A 25,667-nucleotide genomic window follows, 5' to 3' on the forward strand; every position below is an offset into this window, starting at 1 on the left:
TATGTCTTATGACTTTAACGCAGAAACCACTGGGGTAATTATTGGCCGCAGGCAGGGTTATCAAAAGGGGCATAATGAAGGTTATGACGCAGGGTTTGAAGACGCAAATAGCCAATGGATTCAGGTAAACAATAAATGGAAGGCTGGCTATGCCGCATTGCAAAAAGAGAACGCTAATCTATTGGTGACAATACAAGAAGCAAACTATGCAATATCTAGCCTTTCGATTATTTCCATGAGCACAATGGAAGTATTAAAAAATGCTCCACAAGATACGATCACTAAGCTTGTTTTGCATTACTACGATCTGTCTAAAAATTGGTTAAGCGGTAAACATATCCGAGTGCTGCCGGCTGATGAGCCTGTGCTGCAAGAACTCACGCCCCACACGGTAGCGCTCATGAAAAAATGGTGGGATCAGACGGTAGAAGCCGCGAAACCAGCAACCCCAAATAATAAGGGTGACAGCGATCCGTCGCTGTAATTATCCGGCCCCTGCGGGCCGGTAATTTGTACCACTGACCCCGGAAGTCGGAACCATGAAACAAGGATGCAAGGTAGAAGAACTCCCCTCTCAGGACATCATGGCGGTGCTTATCGCTGTAGCTGAAAAAGTTCTGTCCAATATCTCTGTGAAACGTCGCCGTCGTGCGAGTAAGGTGCTTTGAAATGAAGATTGTGAAAACTGCAAAGAAGGCTGCAAAATTCATGTGCGTTTCCATGCCTCTTTCGATCTTTGGGTGGCGCAGTATTTCAACGAACCACCAACATTTAAAAGACTTGGTGAACACGATCAGGAACCCGCATTGTCCTGTGTGCGACAAGGGGGTGATGTTCGTTCACAAAGACGCAGAACCAGACGAAAATGCGATTTACCCATGGACTTGTTCGGGTGGCTGTGGCTTCGGCGTTTTTACCAAGCGCGATCAAAACTCAATCAATGAGGTGCTGATTCCCCTTATTAGTAAAAAGGGTCGTGCCCGCCTCAATGGCATGAGTGAAGAAGAGCAGATGGGCTTGATTAAATCACACACACGACAATCTCGGATGTTTTGGGTATTAGCTGCGCTTTGTCCTTTGATCGCCTTGTACAGCCTCGCAACAGGCAGCATGGCGATGACCTGCATCAGCATCTTGTCGATGGCAGTGCCTTTCTCGATCCTTGCTATCAAGTGGAGCTATCGAGCTTGGCAGGTACTCACCGGAACGTTGTACGTCGAAGGCGCATTCAAGCAGTTTGTGAAGCGTGGGCTTTGGCTTCCAGGGGTGGAGGCATGATTGCGCATAAGTTTGTCCAAGGCGAACTGGTGATCTTAGATTCAGCCTATTGGGCGGCACTGGAATACGCTGCCGATCAGTTTTTGGCTCGTGAGGCCGCGTCTCGAAAATCCCGCCGAGACAATGCCATCCGCTCCGCTCGGGCCAAAGGGGCCTTGCCCCTCTGGACGCCCAAGTCTGCCTTGCGACGCGGCGGGAAGGTGATGGGAAGAGCGCCCATCACCTTCCTTGCATAGGCTTGGGTCGTTCCAACCGCATCAAGGGTGAAGGCTTCGCCCCGGCGCTCCGTTCGACGGGCAAGCCCGACGAGCCGGTGCGGCGGCCCTTGACCCGGCTTTCACTCAGAACAGATATGCTCAGTCCTTAAAGCTATTCGAAAACTGGATAACGCCGAAGTAGAATCATGAGTTTAATTTAGATGAGAAAGGGCTAAGCGACGCCTTACCGATAATCTTGCCACTAAAGTGGTCAGTCATCGTGCTCGAAAATAAATCGGCGACAACTTGAGGGTTGAATTCTAGTGAGTGCTCGAATAGGACAGCATCATGCATAGGAACTTTTAAGCCTGCCCCCGCCTCGTCCCGAAGTTTCATCAAGGATTTCTTGAAAATTAAAGACGCTGTACCTTGCACTAACTGGCTCACAGCAGATCGCTTTTCTTTGTCTGTTAGAGGACCCGTTCGATCTCGCTTGAGGTAATTACCTAGTACTGTGCCGATTCTCTGATCTGTACCAAATGAATCATGGACGGAAATTTTCCACTCTTCAAATTTGCAGAATTGCTTGAAAAAGGCTTTGGTTGCACGCCGATCAGCGCCATACCCGAAAGCTGCATCTATTAGATGTCTATTTTTCATACCATAGGCGTAAGAGAGGAAAAGCCGTTTGGCTTCTTTTCGCCGGCCCTCACCTTCAAATATATCCTTGGCCACCTGCTTATAAAGGTCGCCATCCGCATACAATTCTAACAACTTCTCGTCGCCGGATAAAGCAGCCATAATTCCCGCTTCATATTGCTCATAGTCCACATAAGAAAAAGCGCGGCCTTCATCGGGAACAAGTATATCTCTATGATGCTTTGCTAGATTTTGCAGAGACGGATCTTTAAAGTAAATTCTCGATGTAATGGAGCCGAAGCAATCAACTATGGGATAAATTCTTTTTTGGCTCAGCGGGATAGCGTTGAGAACACTTCGAGATTTTGCGATTTTTCTCAATTTTAGGAGATCGATCGCGAAGTTATCATTCATCGGAACAAAGTTGAGTACATACTCAACATCTACGCCCAAAAAATCGTAACCCATAGGTTCAAGCCGGCGAATTATGTCGTCATTTGATGGCAGCTCAAGGGGTACGTCGTATTTTGCGGAGAACTGCTTCAGAGCCATATAATAATCGAACTCGATATTCTCTTTATGAATCCGAAGCCTTGTCGTGTCAATTGCAATTCCCGCCGCTGCGGAACTAATCAGGTAGTCAGCAACAGGGCGCTCCACTGTTGTATACCTTGCCCATTCATTATTATCTTTAGCAACTAATTCTGCCTTCACCGATAGATTGAATAGAGCTTCCCCAATCGTCTGCAATATAACCTCGTCAATTGGAGATTTTTTCTGAAATATATCAATGTATGATTTAATCACCTCGCTATCAGCGAAATCTTGAAGCGCACTCGAAATATCTATTTTTTCTCGTTTTTCACGATCACCCTTTACGCCTGAGGACATTATTCTAAGTTCCTCCAAATCGGTTACAGTTTTCGGCAATCTACGAGCAGACGCAAATATCCTTGGAGCTATCAGCCAATAATCATGGCAAACTATTTCAGCTTCTTCGAGCACCAATTGCTGAATAGTAACACTACTCAGCGTGCTATCTCCCCAAAAGAAAAACTTATCATTTCCTGAGTCAGTATAATCCCGGACAAACATAAGCACTTTCTTTGCTCTAATCATAGGGAGTTATTTCTTCATATAGGTCTAGTGGGCTTCGCGGCTCCCTATCAAGAAGAGGCAAGCCATTATTATAGTGTGATCGAGCTCGATCAACTGTCCCCTTGAGTTTAATGGATAACTCAGGGATCAGTGGCTTAAGGGTATCCCTATCTAGGTCACTAGTTGCCAGTAGAAAATTTCGCTGATGGTAATAGGGCCAGGCTGAGCTGAACCTTTCTATCAGCGGCACTAGCAACACACTCTTGCCTACGCAGCGAAGATATATAAATATTGCGGGAATTTCGGGCTGGAGTAGGTCAAGGCGAATCCGATCAAGTGCAAGTTCTATCAGGCTTTCAGACTTATACAATTTTTTTGAAAGCAGCAACCACAGATGGAAATTTTGCCAAGAGTGTATAGATTTTTCATAATCACTAAGGTGCTGGGAAATCTGATCTAGATCATTCTCATTGAGTGCTAACACTCCGAGTATTCTGCAATACTGATCTGTTGATGCAGCATGTTCTTCCAACGTTTCAATTAGCAATTTTTTGAGATCTGTAGCTACAGAGTTATGGACGTCAAACAGGTTTGATTCAGCTAATTGTATGAGTCTGTTCACAGCAAACCGAAACTGTCGGGACTGCGTCTGCCTATTATCTATACATTCCTTTAGAAGATCGTAAATATATTTTGCAGAGCGAGCGATGACTCTTCGACTCCTAGAGCGCCACATGGTATCAATCGTCATGGTGCGATCATCGGTTGTGGGAAAGTGCTCTGCTATTTCCGTGTCTGAATTATCCTTAGTAAGTATTATAGTCTTTCCGGAGTTGATATTCATACCGACCGTTCGGAGCTGACTAATGAGCTCCGTTAGAACTTTTTTCGCGGAGCGCGGTGATGTGCATATTATTCTAATATCATCCACATAGCGGTAATAGTCATGCCCCATTGTGACCATGGCCTGGTCAACAGAATTAAGCACAATGTTAGCGACGAAGGATGATGCATCTCTATTTTGGGGAAGCCCATGAAGGTCATCATAGCTCCATCTAGCTAAAAGCTCACACAGCGTATGTATAGCGTTTCGTATCAAAGATTTTTCTGGACCTGTCGCGTTAACTTTCGGCAATAGCTCTTCGAATGCGCTTTTTATCGAAGCAACAGTAATATTTTCATAATAATTCAACAGATCAGTGACCAGTAGGCTCTGATTGTTTTTTAGCGCCGTCTTTGTTACCCCCTCAAAGGTTTTCCAAAGCTCAATCCTGCTTTTAAATATGTATCGCTCGGATGTTCTGTGCTTATTATAGCGATGACTCAAAACCCGATGGGAGAGTAAGGGATCGAAAAAAGGCATCAAATAGGAGCAGATTGCTTGGTATATGAATCGATCATAAAAATCCGTCTCTAATGAGTATCGGATTCCGAGCCCTTTTTTGGGTATGTCATAAATCTTTCTATCGCCTCCCAAATATCTACCGTTATCAGCTGACAACAGCATTCTCAAAGTATCACTAAGCGATGATTTATTCTCAAATAAATCTCGATGCTGGATCGCATCTACGAACCAGTCACTTCTCATATCCTGGTTCAGATGCTGTAGCACGGCTTCTGTATTTATGGTAAATGCCAACAGTTCAAAGCTCTCAATTTTTGTCTTAGCTCTGAGGTGTCGAGCGTTACACTCATCAACTAGTTTTGAGAGCTTCGAGCGAACAGACTTTCCTCTGACAAGTGAGTCATTATTTGCAATTGAACTTATCAGGTCATCAATTTTTTTGATTAAAGAATTAGCATCTTCTGGAATAGAGGATTGGTCGACCATTTTAATCTCCTTGATTCCATCTCGTAGTCATGACCGTTCCGTGTCTCTGCCATGCCCGTATAGTGAAGCGAGACAGGAGAGCTTTTGACGATGAGTAGCATCGCGTTTAATCAGGCATCTAAAAATCTTCCATAAAGATGGCTATGATGGCCACGAACCTCTGAATTGCCTCCGGACACCCCTATACCAGGATGTCCCCCTGGACCGGCGAGGACCTGCTGGTGCGTTCTGAGCCTCCAGGACGAGGCGGTAAACGACGCATGGCCACAGTCCGATGCCTCAACAATTGATTTTGCCGGGAAACCCACATTTTCGCACCATAATGCATTCACATCTGCGTCCGTCATCTCAGTCACGTAGCTAACCTCTGCACTAGGCCGTAGTAACAACCGGGAGGGTCAACCGTGCTTTAGCGATACTTTGTCCTTCCACGCGTCGACCACCGAGTGACGTGCGGACGCCTAATGGTTCGTCTGACGCGAATCAGCGGTTATCGGTCGATACTACATGGGAATGATTCGGTGCTATCTGGTGGCCGAATGAAGCAGAGAAGTGGCAGATGAGTATAAAATCGAGTACAAAATTGTCTTTTTATCAATTAATCGTTAATAAACAAGCACATAGACAGATATAGACGGTTTAACGTCTGAGCCGACCCGCTACACCGCCTCACGCGCCCCTCGAAAGCCCCGTCATCGCCCTGCGATACGGGGCTTTTTGCATTCAGGCTCCAAGGGTCGCCAGGCGCTAAAGATAGCGCATGGCCAGCCGACAACCTGTAGACCAGACACGTGCACGGGTTACCGCGCCCTGGTGACCACCCGCTGCCCTCGACCGCGCCGTAGTTTCCCCCAGCAGACGCCACCCCATGAACGAAAATTCCGATGTGATGTACAGGCTGCTCGTACAGGGCGTGGTGGATTATGCGATCTACATGCTCTCGCCGCAGGGGATCGTTTCGAATTGGAATGCCGGGGCGCAGCGGGCCAAGGGGTATCGTGCGGAGGAGATCGTCGGGCAGCATTTTTCGTGCTTCTACACCCCCGCGGACCGCGCCTGTGGCTTGCCGGCGCAGAGCCTGGCGACGGCGCTGGAGGCGGGGCGTTTCGAATGCGAAGGCCAGCGGGTGCGCAAGGACGGCACGCTGTTCTGGACCCATGTAGTGATCGAGCCCATCCATGACGACAGGGGCCAGTTGCTCGGCTTCGCCAAGGTCACGCGCGACATCAGCGAGAAGCGTGCGCGGGACTTGAGCCTGCTGGAAGCCAAGCGCCTGGCGGAAAGTCACAGCGCCGAAATGGCCTCGTTGTCGATGTTTCTCGATTCGGTCATCGCCAATATTCCGTCCAGCGTCATCGTGCAGGACGCCGTATCGCGGCAGATCCTGCTGGTGAATCTGCAGGCTGAGCGGCTGTTCGGCAATGCCCGTGAGCAGATGATCGGTCGGCAGCTGGAAGAGTGCCTGGCGCCGGCGTTGAGCGGTTATCTGCGCCGGTTGACCGACCAGTGCGTGCGTACCGAGGGGTTGCACCATGCCCAGAGCCAGCAGCACACCCTGCTGGGCCTGCGGACCTTGCGCAGCAAGACGGTGACCATACGCGGCAAGGAACTGGGCAGCAGTTACGTGCTGCTGATCGTGGAAGACATCACCGACGAAAACGCTGCCCAGGCGCGCATTCGCCACATGGCTCACCACGACAGCCTGACCGGGCTGCCCAATCGGGCGCTGTTCCGCCAACGTCTCGAAGAGGCCTTGCGTGAAGACGCCAGCCGCGACCGCGTGACGGCGACCCTGTGCCTGGACCTGGACAACTTCAAGAACGTCAACGATGCCCTGGGCCATGAGTTCGGCGACCGTCTGCTGCGCGCCATCGCCACGCGCCTGCGCGACGTGCTGCGGGTCAAGGACACGTTGGCGCGCCTGGGCGGCGACGAGTTCGCGGTGATCCTGCCCGAACTCAAGAACGGCGAAGACGCGCAGCTCACCGCACAACGCCTGATCGACACCATCGAGCCGGCTTTCCTGATCGAGGGGCACAGCCTCTGCGTGGGCTTGAGCGTGGGCATTGCGCTGGCGCCCAGGGATCAGAACACGCCCGAAGAATTGCTGCGCTGCGCCGACATGGCCCTGTACGAGGCCAAGCGCAACGGCCGCCATCGCTACGAATACTTTCATCCACGCATGGATGCCTTGGCGCAGAAGCGCCGCACCGTGGAAAGCGATCTGCGTCAGGCCATCGTCGACAAACAGCTGCATCTGTATTACCAACCCATCATCGACAAGCGCGACACGCGGATCATTGGCTATGAGGCACTGATGCGCTGGCAGCATCCGCAACATGGCATGATCATGCCGCTGGATTTCATCGCCATCGCCGAAGAAACCGGGCTGATCCACGAGCTGGGTGCGCTGGCTTTGCGCGAAGCCTGCCACGAAGCTCAACGCTGGCCCGGCGACCTGACCGTGGCGGTCAACCTGTCGCCGGTGCAGTTTCGCAACAATTGCCTGGTGGAGCTGGTGCAGGCAGCGTTGAGCGAGTCGGGCCTGGACGCCGCACGGCTGGAGCTGGAGATCACCGAATCGGTGCTGCTGGACAACAACCAGGCCAACATCAGTATCCTGCAGCGCCTGAAAGCCCTGGGTGTGCGCATCGCCCTGGACGATTTCGGCACTGGGTATTCGTCCCTCAGCTACCTGCGCGCATTTGCCTTCGACAAGATCAAGATCGACAAGTCGTTCGTGCACGACATGGGCGACAGCAACGAAGCCATCGCCATCATCCGCGCGATCACCGGCATGGGCCGCAGCCTGCAGATGCAGGTCACGGCCGAGGGCGTGGAAAGCGACGAGCAGTTCATGCGGCTCAAGGCCGAAGGCTGCTCGCATTTCCAGGGCTACCTGTTCGGTCGCCCGCAGCCAGCCGAGCACCGCGCCCGCTAGCGCTGCCTCACACCGCCTTCTTGGTGCTCGGCAGCAGGATCGTCAGGATGCCGAACAAGGGCAGGAACGAGCACAGCCAGTACACGTACTCGATGCCGTGAATGTCCGCCAGATGGCCGAGCAGCGCTGCGCCAATGCCGCCGAAACCGAACATCAGGCCGAAAAACACCCCGGCGATCATGCCCACGTTGCCTGGCACCAGCTCCTGCGCATACACCACGATGGCGGAGAATGCCGACGCCAAAATGAAGCCGATGACCACGCTCAGCACACTCGTCCAGAACAGGTCGACGTAGGGCAGCATCAGGGTGAACGGCGCCGAGCCCAGAATGGAGAACCAGATCACCGCCTTGCGGCCGATCTTGTCGCCGATGGGCCCGCCGAAGAAGGTCCCGGCCGCCACCGCGCCGAGGAACAGGAACAGGTGCAACTGCGAACTGGCCACCGACAGGTCGAACTTCTCGATCAGGTAGAAGGTGAAGTAGCTGGTGAAGCTGGCCATGTAGAAATACTTGGAGAACACCAGCAATGCCAGCACCACCAGCGCGGCCTTGACTCGCCCCTTGGACAGACCGTGGCTGGCGCTCTGGCCGGCGCGCGCCTTGAACTGGTTGAGATGGCCACGGTACCAGCGGCTGATGCCGTACAGCAGCGCCACGGCGAACACCGCGATCAGGCCGAACCAGGCCACATGCCCCTGCCCGAACGGAATGACGATGGCCGCCGCCAGCAGTGGACCGAACGCCGACCCGGTATTGCCCCCCACTTGGAAGGTGGATTGCGCCAGGCCGAAGCGTCCACCGGAGGCCAGTCGCGCCACCCGCGAAGTTTCCGGGTGAAAGGTCGAGGAGCCGATGCCGATCAGCGCCGACGCCAGCAGAATCATCGGGAAGCTGCCGACCATGGACAGCAGCATGATGCCAATCAATGTGCAGACCATGCCGGCGGGCAACAGCAGCGGCTTGGGATGGCGATCGGTGTAGAAGCCGATCCACGGTTGCAGCAATGATGCGGTGACCTGGAAGGTCAGGGTGATCAGGCCCACCTGGGTGAAGGTCAGCCCGTAGCTGGCCTTGAGCATGGGATAGATCGACGGCAGCACCGCCTGGATCAGGTCGTTGACCAGGTGCGCGAGGGCGCAGGCACCCAGGATGCGCATCACCAGCGGGCTGGTCTGTGCAGCGCCTGGCGCGGGGTTGGCGATTGTTGTGGGAGTGGCCATGGGAATTCCGTTGGCAGGCAGGCATGGCCGGACACTCTGCCATTTTGCGTGCGCCGTCGCCAGTTGCCGACGCAGGCGAATCAGGCACGGCGCAATGGCGCCAACGAATACAACTTCACCCGTGCGGTGATAAACTGGCGCCAGTCACTAAAAACCCATGAAGAATCGATAAAGTTCCAGAAACCCTCCGCATGAGGCATTGGGGTTTCGCCAGAATCAGGAGCGATCATGCCCAAAGTTTCCCACACGGCCCTGCGTCGCCAGTTCCGTGAGCTGCTTGCTTCAAAACAGTGTTATCACACCGCTTCGGTGTTCGATCCGATGTCTGCCCGCATTGCCGCCGACCTGGGCTTCGAGGTCGGTATTCTCGGCGGTTCGGTGGCGTCGCTGCAGGTGCTGGCGGCCCCCGACTTCGCCCTGATCACCCTGTCCGAGTTCGCCGAGCAGGCCACACGCATCGGTCGTGTAGCGCAGTTGCCGGTGATTGCCGACGCCGACCACGGTTATGGCAACGCGCTGAACGTGATGCGTACCGTGGTCGAACTGGAACGCGCCGGCATCGGTGCCTTGACCATCGAGGATACCCTGCTGCCGGCGCAGTTCGGTCGCCGCTCAACCGACCTCATCTCGGTGGCCGAAGGGGTCGGCAAGATTCGCGCAGCGCTCGAAGCGCGGGTCGATCCAGAGTTGACCATCGTCGCCCGGACCCACGCCGGGGTGCTTTCGACCCAGGAAGTGATCAGCCGCACCCAGGCCTACCAGGCCGCTGGTGCCGATGGCATCTGCATGGTCGGCGTGAAGGACTTCGAGCACCTGGAACAGATTGCCGAAAACCTCAGTGTGCCGCTGATGCTGGTGACCTACGGCAACCCTGCGCTGCACGACGACGCACGCCTGGCGGCGCTGGGTGTGCGCGTGGTGGTGGACGGCCACGGTGCCTATTTTGCAGCGATCAAGGCGACCTACGACTCGCTGCGCGAACAGCGCCAGCAGTTCAGCAAGAGCACCGACCTGAGCGCCACCGAACTGACCCACACCTACACCCATCCAGAGAGTTACGTAAGCTGGGCCAAGGAATTCATGAACGTGAAGGAGTGACCGACGGGCCAGCCCCTCGGGAACATCATGCGGTCATGTGGGTCGGTTAAAGGGAACCGCTGCAGCAGTGTGCAGCGGTTGCAGTGCCAGCAATCGAGCAACGTACGAAAACGCGACATTTTTAGTTGCTCTCAAGCCTTCCACGCCCTAAAGTTCGCGCCGACCGTCCATGCTGGAAACGATCCATCCGGCTCAAGTACTGACGACGAGACAACAGGCCACCGGAAAGCAGCTTTCCGTGGCCTTTTTGCTTTCGCCCGACATGCCTTGGGAAGTAGGCGAACCAAAGTGGGGATACGGAGGATGGTCATTTGAGCCCATTTATATTCACGACGTTTGCCACCAGGAGTCCCTAGCATGTCGATCAACGTCGAAGACTACTTCGCACCCGATACCTTCAACAAAATGAAGGCGTTCGCCGACAAGCAAGAAACCCCATTCGTAGTCATCGATACCGCCATGATCAGCAAGGCCTACGATGACCTGCGCGCCGGTTTCGAATTTGCCAAGGTGTATTACGCGGTCAAGGCCAACCCGGCCGTGGAAATCATCGACCTGCTGCGCGACAAAGGCTCGAGCTTCGACATTGCCTCGATCTACGAGCTGGACAAGGTCATGAACCAGGGCGTGGGGCCGGAGCGCATCAGCTACGGCAACACCATCAAGAAGTCCAAGGACATCCGCTACTTCTACGACAAGGGCGTGCGCCTGTACGCCACCGACTCCGAAGCCGACCTGCGCAACATCGCCAAGGCCGCGCCGGGTTCGAAGGTCTACGTACGGATCCTTACCGAAGGCTCGACCACGGCCGACTGGCCGCTGTCGCGCAAGTTCGGCTGCCAGACCGACATGGCCATGGACCTGTTGATCCTGGCTCGCGACCTGGGCCTGGTGCCGTACGGCATCTCCTTCCACGTGGGCTCGCAGCAGCGTGACATCAGCGTGTGGGACGCGGCGATCGCCAAGGTCAAGGTGATCTTCGAACGCCTCAGGGAAGAAGACGGCATCGTTCTCAAGCTGATCAACATGGGCGGTGGCTTCCCGGCCAACTACATCACCCGCACCAACAGCCTGGAAACCTATGCCGAGGAAATCATCCGTTTCCTCAAGGAAGACTTCGGTGACGAGCTGCCGGAAATCATCCTCGAGCCGGGCCGTTCGCTGATCGCCAACGCCGGCATTCTGGTCAGTGAAGTGGTGCTGGTGGCGCGCAAGTCGCGTACCGCAGTAGAGCGCTGGGTGTACACCGACGTGGGCAAGTTCAGCGGGCTGATCGAAACCATGGACGAGTCCATCAAGTTCCCGATCTGGACCGAGAAGAAAGGCGAGATGGAAGAAGTGGTTATCGCCGGGCCGACCTGCGACAGCGCCGACATCATGTACGAGCACTACAAATATGGCCTGCCGTTGAACCTGGCCATCGGCGACCGCCTGTACTGGCTGTCCACCGGTGCCTACACCACCAGCTACAGCGCGGTGGAATTCAACGGCTTCCCGCCTTTGAAATCGTTCTACGTCTGAATGCACCAGGGACTTGCGGGCAGCCTCGGGCTGCCCGTGACTCTACTGCTCCAGCGCCTGCAAGCGCTGCGCATAGAGGCTGGCCATCGCCCTGATGGCCGGCTGTCTAGCCTGCTCCAGCACCTTCAAGCTGCTGTGCAGAAAGTTTGCATTCCCCCCTTCGAGAGCCCGCTGCAGCCAGATCAGTGCGGTATCGACGTCGCCCTCCTCTGCCAGCATCGCGGCATGGCTGAATTGGCCGCGGAAGTCTCCCGCCTGGGCCGAACGCATGTACCAGACCTGCGGCCTGGGTAGATCGGCGCCTGCCACCAGCCCCTGTTCCAGGTACCGCCCTACCAGATTCATGGATTTGGCGTGGCCCATGGTGGCCGCCTGCAGATAGCAGGCGAACGCTCGCGGGTGGTCGAGTGCCACGCCGCGCCCGGTACCCAACAGATTGGCCAGGTTGTACAGGCCCCAATCGAGCCCGGCCCGTGCAGCGTGCAGGTAATGGCCGGCAGCACGTTCGGCACTGGCCTCGCAGCCCCAACCATGTTCATGGCAGCGACCGAGCATGTTGTGCGCCATGGCATGGCCCCGGCTGGCTGCGATGGCAAACCATTTCAGTGCAAGCGCCGCATCGCGTTCGATACCGCGGCCATCGAGCAGGATCTGCCCGAGCAATGCCTGTGCATCGACCACGCCCTGCCCCGCCGCGATCACCAGCGCCTGGGCGGCCTTGCGCGGTTCTGCGGCGAGCATCGCCTTCAGTTGCTCGTTGTCCAGCACCTCCCGGCGGCGCAGGCTGAAGTCGCCGCTCATACATCCACCCAGCGCCGCAGCAGGTTGTGGTAGGTGCCGGTGAGTTGAATCAGCGAGGGGTGCTCGGGGACGTCGCGGCTCAACTGCTGGATCGCCCCGTCCATCTCGAACAGCAGCGCCCGCTGGCTGTCTTCGCGAACCAGGCTCTGCGTCCAGAAGAACGACGCGAAACGCGCGCCGCGGCTGACCGCACGCACCTTGTGCAGGCTGGTGGCCGGGTACAGCAGCAGGTCCCCGGCCGGCAGCTTGACTTCGCGGGTGCCGAAGGTGTCCTGGATCACCAGTTCGCCGCCGTCGTAGTCCTGCGGATCGCTGAAAAACAACGTCGAGGACAGGTCGGTACGTACCCGTTCGAGGCTGCCCTTGGCCTGGCGTACGGCATTGTCGATGTGAAAATCGAAATTTCCGCCTGCGGTGTAGCAGTTGATCAGCGGTGGAAACACCTTGTTCGGCAATGCCGCCGACATGAACAACGGGTTGACCCACAGACGTTCGAGCAGCGCCGCGCCGATCTCCATCGCCAGCGGGTGGCCTTCGGGCAGTTGCAGGTTGTGCTTGGCCTTGGCCGACTGATGGCCTGCCGTCATCCGCCCATCCGCCCAATCGGCCTGTTCCAGGGCCTGGCGAATGCGCAGCACTTCGTCGCGCGCGAACAATCCGGGAATGTGTAGGAGCATGGAAAGTCACCGCAAGCCAAGGGGCAGCAATGGTATTGATTCCCATTGCCGAAACACAAGCGTGCATGTCCAGGAATGCAGACAAACAGCCGACGAAATTGTAAAGAATGTAAAACGATCTCGAATAGCAATATTTCGCAATTGATACATATATGCAGTTACATTATGCTCCGCGGCCTCATAACCTTGGGGAAGGTTTCCACCATGACGCGCCAACACCACTTCATTCCAGTCTCATCGCCACGGCTGCTGGCCTCTGCCATCGGCATGGCCCTGGGCGCTACCTGCGCCGCGCCAACGGCACAGGCCGCGCCGGCCAGCGAGGCCAAGGGCGCCTCGGTATCGCTCGGTGCCACCAGCATCACCGGCGACGCGCAGGAGCCGACGTCCTACCAGGTCGAGCGCGCCTCGTCCGCCAAGTACACCGCGCCGCTGGTCGATACCCCGCGCTCGGTGACGGTGGTGCCGCAACAGGTGATCAAGGACACCGGCGCACTCAACCTGCAGGACGCGTTGCGCACGGTACCGGGCATCACCTTCGGTGCCGGCGAAGGCGGTAACCCGCAGGGCGACCGACCCTTCATCCGCGGTTTCGATGCACAGGGCGACACTTACCTGGACGGCGTACGCGATGCCGGCGCGCAAAGCCGGGAAATCTTCGCCGTGGAATCCATCGAGGTCAGCAAAGGCCCCAACTCGGCCATCGGCGGCCGTGGCGCTGCGGGCGGCACCATCAACCTGGTGAGCAAGAAAGCGCACCTGGGCGACTCACTGGATGGCGGTTTCACCTGGGGCTCGGACCAGACCCAGCGCTATACCCTGGATGGCAACTACCAGTTCAGCGACAGCGCCGCCGGGCGACTCAACCTGATGAGCCACCAAAGCAACGTGGCCGGGCGCGACCAGGTCGACTACGACCGTTGGGGCATTGCGCCGTCGCTGGCCTTCGGCCTGGGCACCGAGACGCGGGTCTTCCTCGACTATTACCATCTGGAGAGCGACGACCTGCCCGACTCGGGCATTCCCTACAGCATTCCGGCGGCGGGCAACGCGGGCCGCACCTCGGCCAATCCGGACAAGCCTGAGGACGGTGGCAGCCGCAGCAACTTCTATGGCCTGAGCGACCGTGACTTCCGCAAGACCCGCAGCGACATCGCCACCTTCGCCATCGAGCACGACCTCACCGACGCCTTGACCGTGAAGAACACCCTGCGCCATGGCAACACCATGCAGGACTACATCCTCACCCAACCCGACGACAGCCAGCGCAACGTCAACAACGGCAGTGTCTGGCGCCGCGCCAACAGTCGCGTCGGCAACACCGCGACCACCACCAACCAGACCGATCTGTTCGGTGACTTCTACGTCGGCGGGTTGAAGAACAGCTTCTCCACCGGCATCGAATTCAGCCGCGAAGACAGTGACCGCAGTTCCTACACCGTCAACACCGACACCACGCCGCGCACCGCCGGCGCCAGCACCAACTGCACACCGGGCAGCATCGTTTCCAGCGGCTACAACTGCACGTCGCTGGCCAACCCCAATCCGGACGACCCGTGGAGCGGCGCCATTGCCCGCAACTACGCCGGCACCGACACGTCCAGCAAGACGCGGGCGATCTACGTGTTCGACACGCTGGAGCTGAGCCCGCAGTGGCAGGTGAACGCCGGCCTGCGCTACGACCACTTCGAAACCGACTACCGCACCTTCACCGCCGCCGGTGCCACCACGGCCAAGGGCAAGGACACCAGCGAGTTCGTCACCGGCCAATTGGGGCTGGTGTGGAAGCCTGCCGAGAACGGCAGCGTGTATGTTTCCTACGCCACCTCGGCCACCCCACCCGGTTCGCTGGTGGGCGAAGGCATGGAAGGCAACCCGCTGGGCGGAGCACCGGATCGCGCAGGCAACCTGCTGAGCAGTGACCTGGAGCCCGAAGAAACCACCAACTACGAAGTCGGCACCAAGTGGGACCTGCTCGACCAGCGTCTGTCGCTGACCGCCGCACTGTTCCGCACCGAGAAAGAAAACACCCGCGTGCAGACCAGCACCTTTGCCTACGAGAACGCCGGCAAGACCCGAGTCGATGGCCTGGAGCTGTCGGCGTCCGGCAAGCTTACCGAGCAATGGCAGGTGTTCGCCGGCTACAGCTACCTGCAGGCGCGCGTGGTCGACAACGGCCCGCTGGGCGCGGCCAACGACGGCAACCAGATGCCCAACACGCCGAACAACAGCGCCAGCCTGTGGACCACCTATAACCTGACGCCCAAACTGACCATCGGCGGCGGCGCCTTCTATGTCGACGACGTGTTCGGCAATGTCGCCAACACCACCATGGTCGACAGCTACGTGCGCCTGGATGCCATGGCCAGCTACAAGATCAGCAAGCATTTCGACGTGCAGCTGAACGTGCAGAACCTGGCCGACAAGACCTACTACGACAAGGCTTTCAGCACTCACTTCGCCAACCAGGCGGCGGGACGCACGGCGCTGTTGAGCACCAACTTCCACTTCTAGCCACTGCGCGTCGGTTGCTGCGCCCCGCTCGTTTCGACGACGCGGGGCGTTTCACGTCGCAACGGCAATGATCAGAATCGGTGCGCCTGAGACTGATTCTCAGCCAGTGCTGCATAATGCCGTCTGCCCTCCTTTCGATCGGCCCGCTCAAGGTGATTCGTGCTCAAGAACGTCCTCTTCCAGTTGCACTGGTTTTTCGGCATCACCGGCGGCCTGGTGCTGGCCCTGATGGGCATCACCGGGGCCAGCTACTCGTTCGAGGATGAAATCCTGCGCGCGCTCAATCCGCAGACCCTGAACGTGCAGATTCGCGATGGCGGCATCCTCCCTGCTGCGCAGCTGGTGGAAATCCTCGAGCAGCGGCAGGGCAGCAAGGTTGCCGCATTGCGTGTGGACCTGGTCGACGGCAGCGCCGCACGGGTGTCGTTCACCCCGCCGCCGGGGCAACGGCGAGGGCCTTCGGCCTATTTCGATCCGTACACCGGGGAGTTGCAGGGCGAGGTGGTCGGCGAGGGCTTCTTCGACTTGATGCTGGATCTGCATCGTTTCCTGGCCATGGGCGCGACGGGCCGGCAGATCACCGCCGCCTGTACCTTGATGCTGGTGTTCTTCTGTCTTTCCGGCCTGTATCTGCGCTGGCCGCGCAAGGCGCTGCAATGGCGCACCTGGCTGACCCTGGACTGGGCCAAGAAAGGTCGCGCCTTCAATTGGGACCTGCATGCGGTGTTCGGCACCTGGTGCCTGCTGTTCTATCTGCTGGCGGCCTTGACCGGCCTGACCTGGTCTTACCAGTGGTTCGGCAACGCGGTGAACAGAATGCTCTCCGACAACCCTGCCGCCCAGCGCATGGAGCGGCGCGCCGCGTCTTCTGCCGATGTGGCGCCCACGGTGGATTACGACGCGCTGTGGGCCAGCATACAGGGCGCGGTCGGTCCACAATTGAGCGTGGTCAACATGCGTATTCCGGGCAATGTCGGCCTGCCGGCAACGGTGTTCTACCTGCGCACGGATTCGCCCCATGACCGGGCCTTCGGCCTGCTCAGCCTCGACCCGGCCACCGGTCAGGTCAAGGACATCCAGCGCTATGAAGACAAGTCGCTGAAAGCGCAACTGCTGACCAGCATCTACGCCCTGCATGTGGGCAGTTATTTCGGCCTGGTCGGTCGTATCCTGATGATGCTGGCGAGCCTGGCGATGCCGTTGTTCCTCATCACGGGCTGGCTGCTGTACCTGGATCGGCGTCGCAAGAAGCGCCAGGTACGCCTGGCCCGCGGCGCCTTGCACCAGCAGGACGAGACGTCGGCCGGTTGGTTGATCGGGTTCGCCAGCCAGAGCGGTTTCGCCGAGCAACTGGCGTGGCAAACCGCCGGGCAACTGCAGTCGGCCGGTCAGAACGTGCGTGTCCGCGCCTTGGGCGAGGTGGATGAAGCGCAGCTGCGGCAGGCCGACAAGGCGTTGTTCGTGGTCAGCACCTTCGGCGACGGCGAGGCACCCGACACCGCGCGCGGCTTCGAGCGCAAGGTGCTGGGCAGTGCCTGTGCCCTGCCCGGCTTGCGCTACGCAGTGCTGGCGCTGGGTGACCGGCAATACCAGCAGTTCTGCGGCTTCGCTCATCGTCTGGACCAATGGCTCGATGAGCGTGGCGCCCAGCCGCTGTTTGCCTCGATCGAGGTCGACAACGCCGACCCAGCGGCCTTGCAGCACTGGCAGCAGCAATTGAGCGGGCTGACCGGGGGCGTCGCCCAGGCCGTGTGGCAGGCACCGGCGTTCAGCCCGTGGACCTTGCTCGAACGCCAGCTGCTGAATCCGGGGAGTGAAGGCGCAGCGGTCTATCGCATTGCCTTGCACAATGATGGCGAGGCCCACTGGCAGGCTGGCGATCTGGTCGACGTGCTGCCACGCAACGGCTGCGCGGCCATCGACCAGTGGTTGTCCGGGCTGGGGCTGCAGGCGTCTGCGCTGGTTGAGGTCGATGGCTTGCAGGAGCCGCTGGGTCAGGCGCTGGCCAGTCGGCAACTGCCGGCCAGTCGCGGGCACCTGGTAGGTTTGCATGCACAGGCGCTGGTGGATGCGCTGATACCCATCGCTGCACGTGAGTATTCCATTGCTTCGCTGCCCAGCGACGGCCGGCTGGAACTGATCGTGCGCCAGGAGCGCCACGCCGACGGCAGCCTGGGGCTGGGGTCGGGATGGCTGACCGAACACGCCCAGGTGCACGGCGCGGTCAGCCTGCGCTTGCGGCGCAACGCCGGCTTTCATCTACCGCAGGAGCCGGTGCCGGTGATTCTGCTGGGCAACGGCACCGGTCTGGCTGGCTTGCGCAGCTTGCTCAAGGGCCGCATCGAACAAGGTCAGCGGCGCAATTGGTTACTGTTCGGCGAACGTAACCGAACCCATGATTTCCTGTGCGCGGATGAGTTGCTGGGGTGGCTGGCCAGTGGTGATCTGGCGCGGCTGGATCTGGCGTTCTCGCGTGATCAGGCGCACAAGGTGTACGTGCAGGATCGGTTGCGCGAGGCCGGTGAGGTGTTGCTGCAGTGGGTGGAGGATGGTGCAGTGATCTATGTCTGCGGCAGCCTGCAGGGCATGGCCAGCGGCGTGGATGAAGTGCTGGCCCAATTGCTGGGCCGGGAACGCCTGGACGACCTGATCGAAACCGGCCGCTACCGACGCGACGTCTATTGACCCATCGCGTGTACCGCCGACGCGGCTCGCGCCGCTGCTACAGGGGTTGCGGTGTGTCAGCCTCACCGCGATGAAACCGCACACCGCATCCAGCCTGATCGCCCCCTCTGTAGCAGCGGCGCAAGCCGCGTCGGCGGTACATGCGGTGTATCAACCTCACCGCGATGAAACCGCACGCGCCCCCTGTAGCAGCGGCGCGAGCCGCGTCGGCGGTGCATGCGGTGTATCTGGTTCACCACAGTGAGGCCGGACGCGGCTTGCGCCGCTGCTACGGGATCAGGCCTTGACCGGTTCTACGGCAATTTCCTGGACTTCCGGCTTCTTGATTACGGCATACACCACCGCCGTCAGCAAGGCACCGGCAACGATGGCCAGTAGATACAGCAAGGCATGGTTGATCGCGTTGGGAATCAGCAACACGAACAGCCCACCGTGCGGCGCCATCAGCTTGCAGCCGAAGTACATCGACAATGCGCCGGTCAACGCGCCACCGACCAGGCTCGCCGGGATCACCCGCAGCGGATCCTTGGCAGCGAACGGTATGGCGCCTTCGGAAATGAAGCACAGCCCCAGCACCAATGCCGCTTTGCCGGCCTCACGCTCGGTCTGGGCAAACTTGCGCCGGGCCAGGAACGTGGCCAGGCCCAAGCCAATCGGCGGCACCATGCCGGCAGCCATGGTCGCGGCCATCGGTGCGTAGCTCTGCGAGGCCAGCAGCCCTACCGAAAACGCGTACGCCGCCTTGTTGATCGGTCCGCCCAGGTCGACGCACATCATCGCCCCCAGCAGCACACCCAGCAGCAAGGCATTGGTGGTGCCCATGCTGTCGAGGAAGGTGGTCAGCCCAGCGAGCATGCCGGCCACTGGTTTGCCCACTACGTAGATCATCACCAGGCCGGTGAACAGGCTGGCCAGCAGCGGAATGATCAGGATCGGCTTGAGCGCTTCCAGGCTCGCCGGCAGGCGCGCATAGCGGTTGATCGCCTTGGCGGCGTAACCGGCAATGAAACCGGCCGCGATACCGCCAATGAAGCCCGCACCCAGGGTGCTCGCCAGCAAACCACCGATCATGCCCGGCGCAAGTCCCGGACGGTCAGCGATGGAGTAAGCGATGTAGCCCGCCAGCAACGGCACCATCAGCTTGAATGCCGCCTCGCCACCGATCTGCATCAACGCCGCTGGCAAGGTGCCCGGCTCCTTGAACGCCTCGATACCGAACACGAACGACAGCGCGATCAGCAAACCGCCCGCCACCACCATCGGCAGCATGAACGACACACCGGTCAACAGGTGCTTGTAGACGCCAGTCTTTTCCTGCTTCTTGGGCGCACCGGCAGCGCTGCCGGTGGACTCCACTTCACCTTCGGCCAAGGCCTTGTTCAGCGTGGCCTGGGCCTGTTTCAAGGCGATGCCGGTGCCGCAGCGATAGATCTTCTTGCCGGCAAAACGCTCGGTAGCCACTTCGATGTCGGCGGCCAGCAGCACCACGTCGGCTTCGTCGATGGCCTGCACGCTCAACGGATTGCGCGCACCCACCGAACCCTGGGTTTCCACCTGCAGTTCATAACCCAACTGCTTGGCGCCTTGCTGCAAGGCCTCGGCCGCCATGAACGTGTGCGCCACCCCGGTCGGGCAAGCGGTGACCGCTACCAGCCGTGGCGCGCGCGACGCGGCCGCGGCGGCTGCCGGTGCCGCGGCATAGGGCTTGGCCTGATCGGCGGCTTGGCGCAGGAAGCCGTCGACGTCCTGCAGGGCGTGGGCCGGGCTGCTCTGGAACAGACGCTTGCCGACGAAGCGGCTCAGGTCCATGGCGCCGGTGTTGACCACCAGCACCCAATCCGCGTTCTCGATATCGGCTGCGCTCAGACGCAGTTCCGGGTGTTGCGGGTCGAACACTTCAACGAAGGTGGTCCAGCCCTGGCGACGGGCCGCAGCGTCGAGCAGACGTGCGCTCAAGACGCTGGACACCCGCCCGCTGGGGCACGCGGTGACAATAGCTAGTTTCATCTTCAACCCTCTTATTGTTCTGTCAGCGGACGTACGCTGACGCCGCTTTCAAGCCGCGCCAGGTGCGCGGCATCACTGATTCCGAAGCCGATCTGCGTCACCGCCATGGCGGCGATCGCCGTGGCCGTGCGCAGGCTGTGTTCCGGCGCCTGCTCGCTGAGCAAACCGTGCACCAGCCCGGCCAGCAGCGAGTCTCCGGCACCTACGGTGCTGGCGACCTCGACGGTGGGTGGCAAGGCCTGCAATGCCAGGCCGGCGGCGAACCAATTGACGCCGCGTTCGCCCTGCGAGATCACCACATTGGCGACGCCGTCAGCCAACAGGCGCTGCGCCGCAGCCGCCTGCTCGGCCGGCGTTTCCACGGAACTCCCAAGCACCTCGGTAAGCTCGTGGGTATTGGGCTTGATCAGCCATGGACGCGTCTTCAAGCCCGCGCGCAAGGCAGCCCCGCTGGTATCGAGTGCCACCTTCAAGCCCATGTGCGCAAGCTGTTCGAGCAGCGCCTGAAACCATTCAGGGCTCACCCCACGCGGCAGGCTGCCGGCCACTACGACGGCGTCGTGGCCCGCTGCAATATCGTGCAGGCGAGCCAGCAGAGCGGCCTGGGCTTGGTCGTCGACCACCGGCCCTGGACCATTGAGGTCGGTGACCCGGCCACTGCGTTCGGCCAGCTTGATGTTGCTGCGCGTCTCGCCCGGCACACGAATGAACGCATCGGTGAAACCGCGTTGAGCGAACAAGGCCTCGAACGGTTGCGGGTTGGCCTCGCCCAGAAAGCCGCTCACCGTCACTTGATGGCCGAGGTCGGCCAACACCTGGGCAACGTTGAGGCCCTTGCCGGCGGCGTGCCGGTGCAAGGCAGTGCTGCGATTGACTTCGCCCAGTTCCAGTCCGTCGATTTCCACGGTCAGGTCCAACGCCGGATTGAGCGTCAGGGTCAGGATGCGTGCCATCAAGATTTCTCCACCAGGGCACGTACCTGCGCAGCGGTGCCTAGCCCGAGCGCATGCCGGGCCAATTGTTGCGCGTGGCTGAGCGTCAGCTCGCGCACCCCCGCCTTGACCTCGGCGATGCTGCGCGCCGAGACACTCAATTCATCCACACCCAGGCCGACCAGCAACGGCACCGCCAGCGGATCGGCCGCCAGTTCGCCGCACACGCCGACCCACTTGCCGTAGTCGTGCGCCGCACGCACGGTAATGTCGATCAGTTGCAGCACCGCGGGGTGCAGGCCATCGGCCTGGGCCGAGAGGGTCGGGTGACCGCGGTCGATGGCCAGCGTGTACTGGGTCAGGTCGTTGGTGCCGATGCTGAAGAAGTCGACCTCGCGGGCCAACACCGGTGCCAGCAATGCCGCCGACGGCACCTCGATCATGATGCCCAGCTGCAGGTCCTTGACCGGGATCTCGCGGCGCACGCGCTCGGTCATGTCCTTGGCCTGGCGCCACTCTTCGAGGCTGCCGACCATGGGAAACATGATCCGCAACGGACGGTTGTCGGCAGCGCGCAGCAGTGCGCGCAGCTGGCCTTCCATCACGTCGGGACGCTGCAGGGTCAGGCGAATGCCGCGCACCCCCAGAAACGGGTTCTCTTCCTTGTCGATCGGCCAGTACGGCAAGGGCTTGTCGCCGCCCACATCGAGCGTGCGCACCACCAACGGCCGACCTTGCAGGCCATCGAGCACGCGGCGGTACTCGGCTTCCTGCACCGCCTCGTCCGGGGCTTGCGAATGGGCCATGAAAATCAGCTCGGTGCGCAGCAAGCCAACGCCTTCGGCGCCCTGCTCCACGGCCTTGGCGACACCGGCGCTTTCGCCGATGTTGGCGAACACTTCCACCGCGTGCCCGTCCAGGGTCACGGCGCTTTCCATGCGTCGCTCGGCTGCCGCCTGCAGGCGCTGCTCGCGACGGTCACGGTCGGCCAGCGCCTGTTCCAGCACCTCGGGCGCCGGGGCCACGGTCAGCAGGCCGCGCTGGCCGTCGATCAACAATGCGGTGCCGGCGGCAATCTGCAACACCGCCTCGCCTGCGCCCACCACGGCAGGAATGCCGAGGGCACGCGCAACGATGGCGCTGTGCGCAGTGGCGCCACCGCGGGCGGTCAGAATCCCGGCCACGCGCGCCGGGTCCAGACGGGCGACGTCGGATGGGCCGACCTCGTCCATCACCAGAATATAGGCCTGCTTGGGTTCTTCCAGGGTAGGCACGCCGCACAGCTGCGCCAGCACGCGACGGCCGATGTCGCGCAGATCGGCTGCGCGCTCGGCCAGCAGGGCATCCTGCAGCGATTCCTGCTGCACCGCGGCCGCTTCGATCACCGTGTTCCAGGCCGCGGCAGCGCTTTCGCCCTGCTGCAGGCGTGCAGCCACTTCATCGGTCAGGGCCGGGTCGTCGAGCATTTCCTGGTGAGTGACGAAAATCTCGCGGATGGCTTGTGCCTGGGCGCGCTGGATCAACCCGTCGATGTCCTGCCGGACCTGGCCGAGGGCGGCCTGCAAGCGTTCACGTTCCAGCGCCACGGACTCGCCACGCTGGGGAAATTCGAAATCGTGCAGCACCTGGATGTGCGCCGGGCCCATGGCGATCCCAGGGGCCGCGGCGACACCCTGGACCTGCGCGCCCGCGCCTGGCGCCTGTGGCTTGATCTTGGCCGCCTTGGTCACAGCGGGCGGCGCAGGCGCAGCCTCGGTGACGGTTGGCAGCGGTTCCACTTCCTCGCCCAGGCCCTCCTCGATGGCCGTCAGCAACGCCGGCAAGGCGTCGCCGGCAATGGTCGGCTCGGCGACCAGTTCCAGGGTCTGACCGCGCTGCGCACCCAGGCTGAGCAACTTGCTCAGGCTCTTGGCAGACACCGCGAGACCGCCGGACTCGACCACCCGCAAGCGAATCTCGCCTTCGAAGCTCTTGGCCAGCTGCGCCAGAATCTTCGCCGGCCGCGCGTGCAGGCCATGTGCGTTGGCCAGCACAATGCGTGCGCTGGGCCAATCGGCAGGCAGCTCGCCGCCCAGCGCTTCGAGCACGGCGCGGGTGCTGGTGGCAGCACCCAATTCGTTGCCGCGGCCTTCGATGAGCAACGCGCACAGGCGTTCGAGCAAGGCCTGGTGAGCTTCGCCCAGGCTGGCCAGGCAGAACAGCCCAGTCAGCGGCTGGCCCAGGTAGCGCAGGGGTTTGTCGGGGGTGACGAAGGCCAGGCCCGGACGCTTCACGGTCTGCTCGCTGTGCAGCCACCACAAGCCATCGCCCAGCGGCAAGGCTTCGACCTGCTGAAGCAGCGCGGCAAAACCATTGCTCACGCAGTCGGCCTGACGCAGCAGACGCGCACCACGCCAGACCAGTTCCTCGAAGTCTTCGGCCATCACGCTCAAGCCGATCATCTGCGCATCCAGCGCCAATTCCTGCGGCGCCCCTTGCAGCAGCTTCAGCAACGCGGGTGCATCGGTGGCCTGGCGCAGCGCTTCACCCAGGTCGGTTTCACCCAGCGCGCGGGTCAGCAGTTGCAGCAGGCGCAGGTGTTCGTCGGACTTGGCGGCGATGCCGATGGCCAGGTAGACCTTCTGGCCGTCACCCCAATCCACGCCTTCGGGAAATTGCAGCAGGCGCACGCCGGTGGTGAACACCAGGTCACGGGTATCGGGCGTGCCGTGGGGAATGGCGATGCCTTGGCCCAGAAAGGTCGAGCCTTGAGCTTCACGCGCTTGCAGGCCGGCCAGGTAACCTTCGGCCACCAGGCCATCGGCAACCAGTTTGTCGGCGAGCAATTGCAGGGCGGCGGGTTTATCCACGGCGCTCTGGCCCATGGATATCTGCTCTATAGTGAGCTCCAGCATTGCCTCTCTCCTTTACAGCGGCGGCAGCGCGCTGAGGTATTGTTGTGAAGTGTGAGCATAGAGCATCGAGGTGCGCGCTCTGTACTTCCGATAGGTCCGGCCTGCGTTGCCGAGGGTAAGGTTGAGACCTCGACAAGAGATGTTTTACGGCAGGAAACACGCAGGCTGAAACGTTTAATCTAGAATGCAGCGCACGTTACTCGATAATCTTCGATGATTGAAGTCCAACCTGTCGGTTACGTTGCCTGAACTTAGCCTGGCGCCACCCGACAAACGATGAATGAGCGCGCTTCAATGCCTCGGCATGGGCGCGACGACACTAAGGAATCAACGGTTGAAACTCAGCGATATTGCTCGCCTGGCTGGCGTCTCGGTCACCACTGCCAGTTACGTCATCAATGGCAAGGCCGCTCAACAGCGCATCAGCAAGGCGACGGTGGCGCGCGTCGAGGCCATCGTCCAGGAACAGGGCTTCACCCCCAACCCCCAGGCAGCCGGGTTGCGCAGTCGGCACACGCGTACCCTGGGCTTCATCCTGCCGGACCTGGAAAACCCCAGCTACGCGCGCATCGCCAAGCTGCTCGAACAAGGTGCCCGCGCCCATGGTTACCAGCTGCTGATCGCCAGCTCCGACGACGATGCGGCCAGCGAGCTGCAACTGCTGCAGCTGTTTCGTGCCCGACGTTGCGACGCGCTGTTCGTTGCCAGTTGCCTGCCGGCCAGCGACGACAGCTACCGTGAATTGCAGGCCAAGGGCACACCCGTGATCGCCATCGACCGGATGATGGACCCGGCGCAGTTCTGCTCGGTGATCAGCGATGACCGCAACGCCAGCCTGCAATTGACCCAGAGCCTGCTGCTGCCCAAGCCTCGACACATCGCCTTGATCGGCGCACGGCCGGAACTGAGCATCAGCCAGGCGCGAACCGAGGGCTTCAATACTGCGCTGGCCGATTTCGATGGCACGGTGCTGGTCGAGCACAGCGAGTACTTCAGTCGCGAAGGTGGCCAGCATTCCATGCAAGCCTTGCTCGACAAGCTCGGCCACCTTCCCGACGCGCTGGTGACCACCTCCTACGTGCTGCTGCAGGGCGTGTTCGATGTGCTGCAGGAGCGGCCGCTGGATTCCCAGGCAATGCACCTGGGCACGTTCGGCGACACCCAGTTGCTGGACTTCCTGCCGCTGCCGGTCAACGCCATGGCCCAACAGCACAACATGATCGCCAGCAAGGCGCTGGAACTGGCACTGGCCGCTGTGGAACAAAAGCACTACGAGCCCGGCGTGAATGCCTTGGCCCGGACCTTCAAACAGAGGATTCACGAGGCCTGATG

Annotated in this window: 16 protein-coding genes; 8 read left to right on the forward strand and 8 right to left on the reverse strand. The window is 60.0% G+C overall.

Annotation, left to right across the window (positions count from 1 at the left end; genetic code table 11):
- Nucleotide 1 precedes the first annotated feature (1 nt).
- Both ONG87_RS17405 and ONG87_RS17410 read left to right on the forward strand, forming a co-directional pair.
- On the forward strand, nucleotides 2–484 hold the full coding sequence (locus tag ONG87_RS17405; protein WP_192152098.1) for a hypothetical protein: 483 nt from the start codon (nucleotides 2–4) through the stop codon (nucleotides 482–484).
- 185 nt (nucleotides 485–669) lie between these two features.
- Entirely contained in the window at nucleotides 670–1,278 is a 609-nt protein-coding gene (locus ONG87_RS17410) for a hypothetical protein (protein WP_192152099.1), read from the forward strand.
- A gap of 401 nt (nucleotides 1,279–1,679) precedes the next feature.
- Here ONG87_RS17410 and ONG87_RS17415 read toward each other — a convergent pair whose 3' ends face one another.
- Together ONG87_RS17415 and ONG87_RS17420 are read right to left on the reverse strand one after the other, a co-directional pair.
- A complete protein-coding gene (locus ONG87_RS17415; protein WP_245226975.1) occupies nucleotides 1,680–3,209 on the reverse strand; it encodes a DNA polymerase in 1,530 nt (509 codons plus the stop codon).
- A gap of 16 nt (nucleotides 3,210–3,225) precedes the next feature.
- Nucleotides 3,226–5,043: an RNA-directed DNA polymerase gene (locus ONG87_RS17420; RefSeq protein ID WP_192152101.1), complete on the reverse strand. Its 1,818-nt coding sequence runs from the start codon at nucleotides 5,041–5,043 to the stop codon at nucleotides 3,226–3,228.
- An 868-nt stretch (nucleotides 5,044–5,911) separates the two neighbouring features.
- Here ONG87_RS17420 and ONG87_RS17425 point away from each other — a divergent pair.
- Nucleotides 5,912–7,984, forward strand: coding sequence for a bifunctional diguanylate cyclase/phosphodiesterase (locus ONG87_RS17425; RefSeq protein WP_264381737.1), 2,073 nt, complete (start codon nucleotides 5,912–5,914; stop codon nucleotides 7,982–7,984).
- Between the two features lie 7 nt (nucleotides 7,985–7,991).
- Here the strand turns inward: ONG87_RS17425 and ONG87_RS17430 are convergent, their stop codons facing one another.
- Nucleotides 7,992–9,206, reverse strand: a complete 1,215-nt coding sequence (locus tag ONG87_RS17430) for an MFS transporter (RefSeq protein ID WP_122475240.1) — start codon at nucleotides 9,204–9,206, stop codon at nucleotides 7,992–7,994.
- Nucleotides 9,207–9,434: 228 nt separating this feature from the next.
- Here ONG87_RS17430 and ONG87_RS17435 point away from each other — a divergent pair, with 228 nt between their 5' ends.
- A complete protein-coding gene (locus ONG87_RS17435; protein ID WP_122475242.1) occupies nucleotides 9,435–10,304 on the forward strand; it encodes an oxaloacetate decarboxylase in 870 nt (289 codons plus the stop codon).
- A 357-nt stretch (nucleotides 10,305–10,661) separates the two neighbouring features.
- Nucleotides 10,662–11,825: a type III PLP-dependent enzyme gene (locus ONG87_RS17440; protein WP_264381738.1), complete on the forward strand. Its 1,164-nt coding sequence runs from the start codon at nucleotides 10,662–10,664 to the stop codon at nucleotides 11,823–11,825.
- Between the two features lie 42 nt (nucleotides 11,826–11,867).
- Here the strand turns inward: ONG87_RS17440 and ONG87_RS17445 are convergent, their stop codons facing one another.
- Nucleotides 11,868–12,626 (reverse strand): tetratricopeptide repeat protein, encoded by a 759-nt coding sequence (locus ONG87_RS17445; protein WP_264381739.1) that lies wholly within the window; start codon nucleotides 12,624–12,626, stop codon nucleotides 11,868–11,870.
- Nucleotides 12,623–13,303, reverse strand: coding sequence for a Fe2+-dependent dioxygenase (locus tag ONG87_RS17450; RefSeq protein ID WP_264381740.1), 681 nt, complete (start codon nucleotides 13,301–13,303; stop codon nucleotides 12,623–12,625). The genes ONG87_RS17445 and ONG87_RS17450 overlap by 4 nt, the downstream gene beginning before the upstream one ends.
- 204 nt (nucleotides 13,304–13,507) lie before the next feature.
- On the opposite strand from ONG87_RS17450, the gene ONG87_RS17455 reads away from it, so the two are divergent.
- Nucleotides 13,508–15,817 carry a TonB-dependent siderophore receptor gene (locus ONG87_RS17455; protein ID WP_192102626.1) on the forward strand — a complete coding sequence of 770 codons (2,310 nt, stop codon included), beginning with the start codon at nucleotides 13,508–13,510 and terminating at the stop codon, nucleotides 15,815–15,817.
- Nucleotides 15,818–15,976: 159 nt separating this feature from the next.
- Nucleotides 15,977–18,502 carry a sulfite reductase flavoprotein subunit alpha gene (locus ONG87_RS17460; protein WP_264381741.1) on the forward strand — a complete coding sequence of 842 codons (2,526 nt, stop codon included), beginning with the start codon at nucleotides 15,977–15,979 and terminating at the stop codon, nucleotides 18,500–18,502.
- A 276-nt stretch (nucleotides 18,503–18,778) separates the two neighbouring features.
- Here the strand turns inward: ONG87_RS17460 and ONG87_RS17465 are convergent, their stop codons facing one another.
- Genes ONG87_RS17465 through ptsP form a run of 3 tightly spaced genes read right to left on the reverse strand, consistent with a single transcriptional unit; the run spans nucleotide 18,779 to nucleotide 24,335 of the window.
- The gene (locus ONG87_RS17465; protein ID WP_122715150.1) at nucleotides 18,779–20,509 is read right to left on the reverse strand and encodes a PTS fructose-like transporter subunit IIB; all 1,731 of its coding nucleotides are present in this window, start codon (nucleotides 20,507–20,509) and stop codon (nucleotides 18,779–18,781) included.
- 11 nt (nucleotides 20,510–20,520) lie between these two features.
- Entirely contained in the window at nucleotides 20,521–21,462 is a 942-nt protein-coding gene (pfkB, locus tag ONG87_RS17470) for a 1-phosphofructokinase (protein ID WP_122795355.1), read from the reverse strand.
- The gene (gene ptsP, locus ONG87_RS17475) at nucleotides 21,462–24,335 is read right to left on the reverse strand and encodes a phosphoenolpyruvate--protein phosphotransferase (protein ID WP_264381742.1); all 2,874 of its coding nucleotides are present in this window, start codon (nucleotides 24,333–24,335) and stop codon (nucleotides 21,462–21,464) included. Before ptsP ends, pfkB begins: the two co-directional genes overlap by 1 nt.
- Nucleotides 24,336–24,669: 334 nt before the next feature.
- Between ptsP and cra the strand changes: the two genes are divergently transcribed.
- A complete protein-coding gene (cra, locus tag ONG87_RS17480) occupies nucleotides 24,670–25,665 on the forward strand; it encodes a catabolite repressor/activator (protein ID WP_122475257.1) in 996 nt (331 codons plus the stop codon).
- Nucleotides 25,666–25,667 lie beyond the last annotated feature (2 nt).

The organism is Pseudomonas sp. MM227 (assembly GCF_947090715.1).
Taxonomy (GTDB): Bacteria; Pseudomonadota; Gammaproteobacteria; order Pseudomonadales; family Pseudomonadaceae; genus Aquipseudomonas; species Aquipseudomonas baltica.

Coding starts and splice junctions, on each gene's coding strand:
- ONG87_RS17465 (WP_122715150.1), bottom strand. CDS start 20,509: ATGAAACTAGCTATTGTCACCGCGTGCCCCAGCGGGCGGGTGTCCAGC.
- ONG87_RS17430 (WP_122475240.1), bottom strand. CDS start 9,206: ATGGCCACTCCCACAACAATCGCCAACCCCGCGCCAGGCGCTGCACAG.
- ONG87_RS17450 (WP_264381740.1), bottom strand. CDS start 13,303: ATGCTCCTACACATTCCCGGATTGTTCGCGCGCGACGAAGTGCTGCGC.
- ONG87_RS17445 (WP_264381739.1), bottom strand. CDS start 12,626: ATGAGCGGCGACTTCAGCCTGCGCCGCCGGGAGGTGCTGGACAACGAG.
- ptsP (WP_264381742.1), bottom strand. CDS start 24,335: ATGCTGGAGCTCACTATAGAGCAGATATCCATGGGCCAGAGCGCCGTG.
- ONG87_RS17435 (WP_122475242.1), top strand. CDS start 9,435: ATGCCCAAAGTTTCCCACACGGCCCTGCGTCGCCAGTTCCGTGAGCTG.
- ONG87_RS17425 (WP_264381737.1), top strand. CDS start 5,912: ATGAACGAAAATTCCGATGTGATGTACAGGCTGCTCGTACAGGGCGTG.
- ONG87_RS17415 (WP_245226975.1), bottom strand. CDS start 3,209: ATGTTTGTCCGGGATTATACTGACTCAGGAAATGATAAGTTTTTCTTT.
- ONG87_RS17405 (WP_192152098.1), top strand. CDS start 2: ATGTCTTATGACTTTAACGCAGAAACCACTGGGGTAATTATTGGCCGC.
- ONG87_RS17440 (WP_264381738.1), top strand. CDS start 10,662: ATGTCGATCAACGTCGAAGACTACTTCGCACCCGATACCTTCAACAAA.
- ONG87_RS17455 (WP_192102626.1), top strand. CDS start 13,508: ATGACGCGCCAACACCACTTCATTCCAGTCTCATCGCCACGGCTGCTG.
- pfkB (WP_122795355.1), bottom strand. CDS start 21,462: ATGGCACGCATCCTGACCCTGACGCTCAATCCGGCGTTGGACCTGACC.
- ONG87_RS17410 (WP_192152099.1), top strand. CDS start 670: ATGAAGATTGTGAAAACTGCAAAGAAGGCTGCAAAATTCATGTGCGTT.
- ONG87_RS17420 (WP_192152101.1), bottom strand. CDS start 5,043: ATGGTCGACCAATCCTCTATTCCAGAAGATGCTAATTCTTTAATCAAA.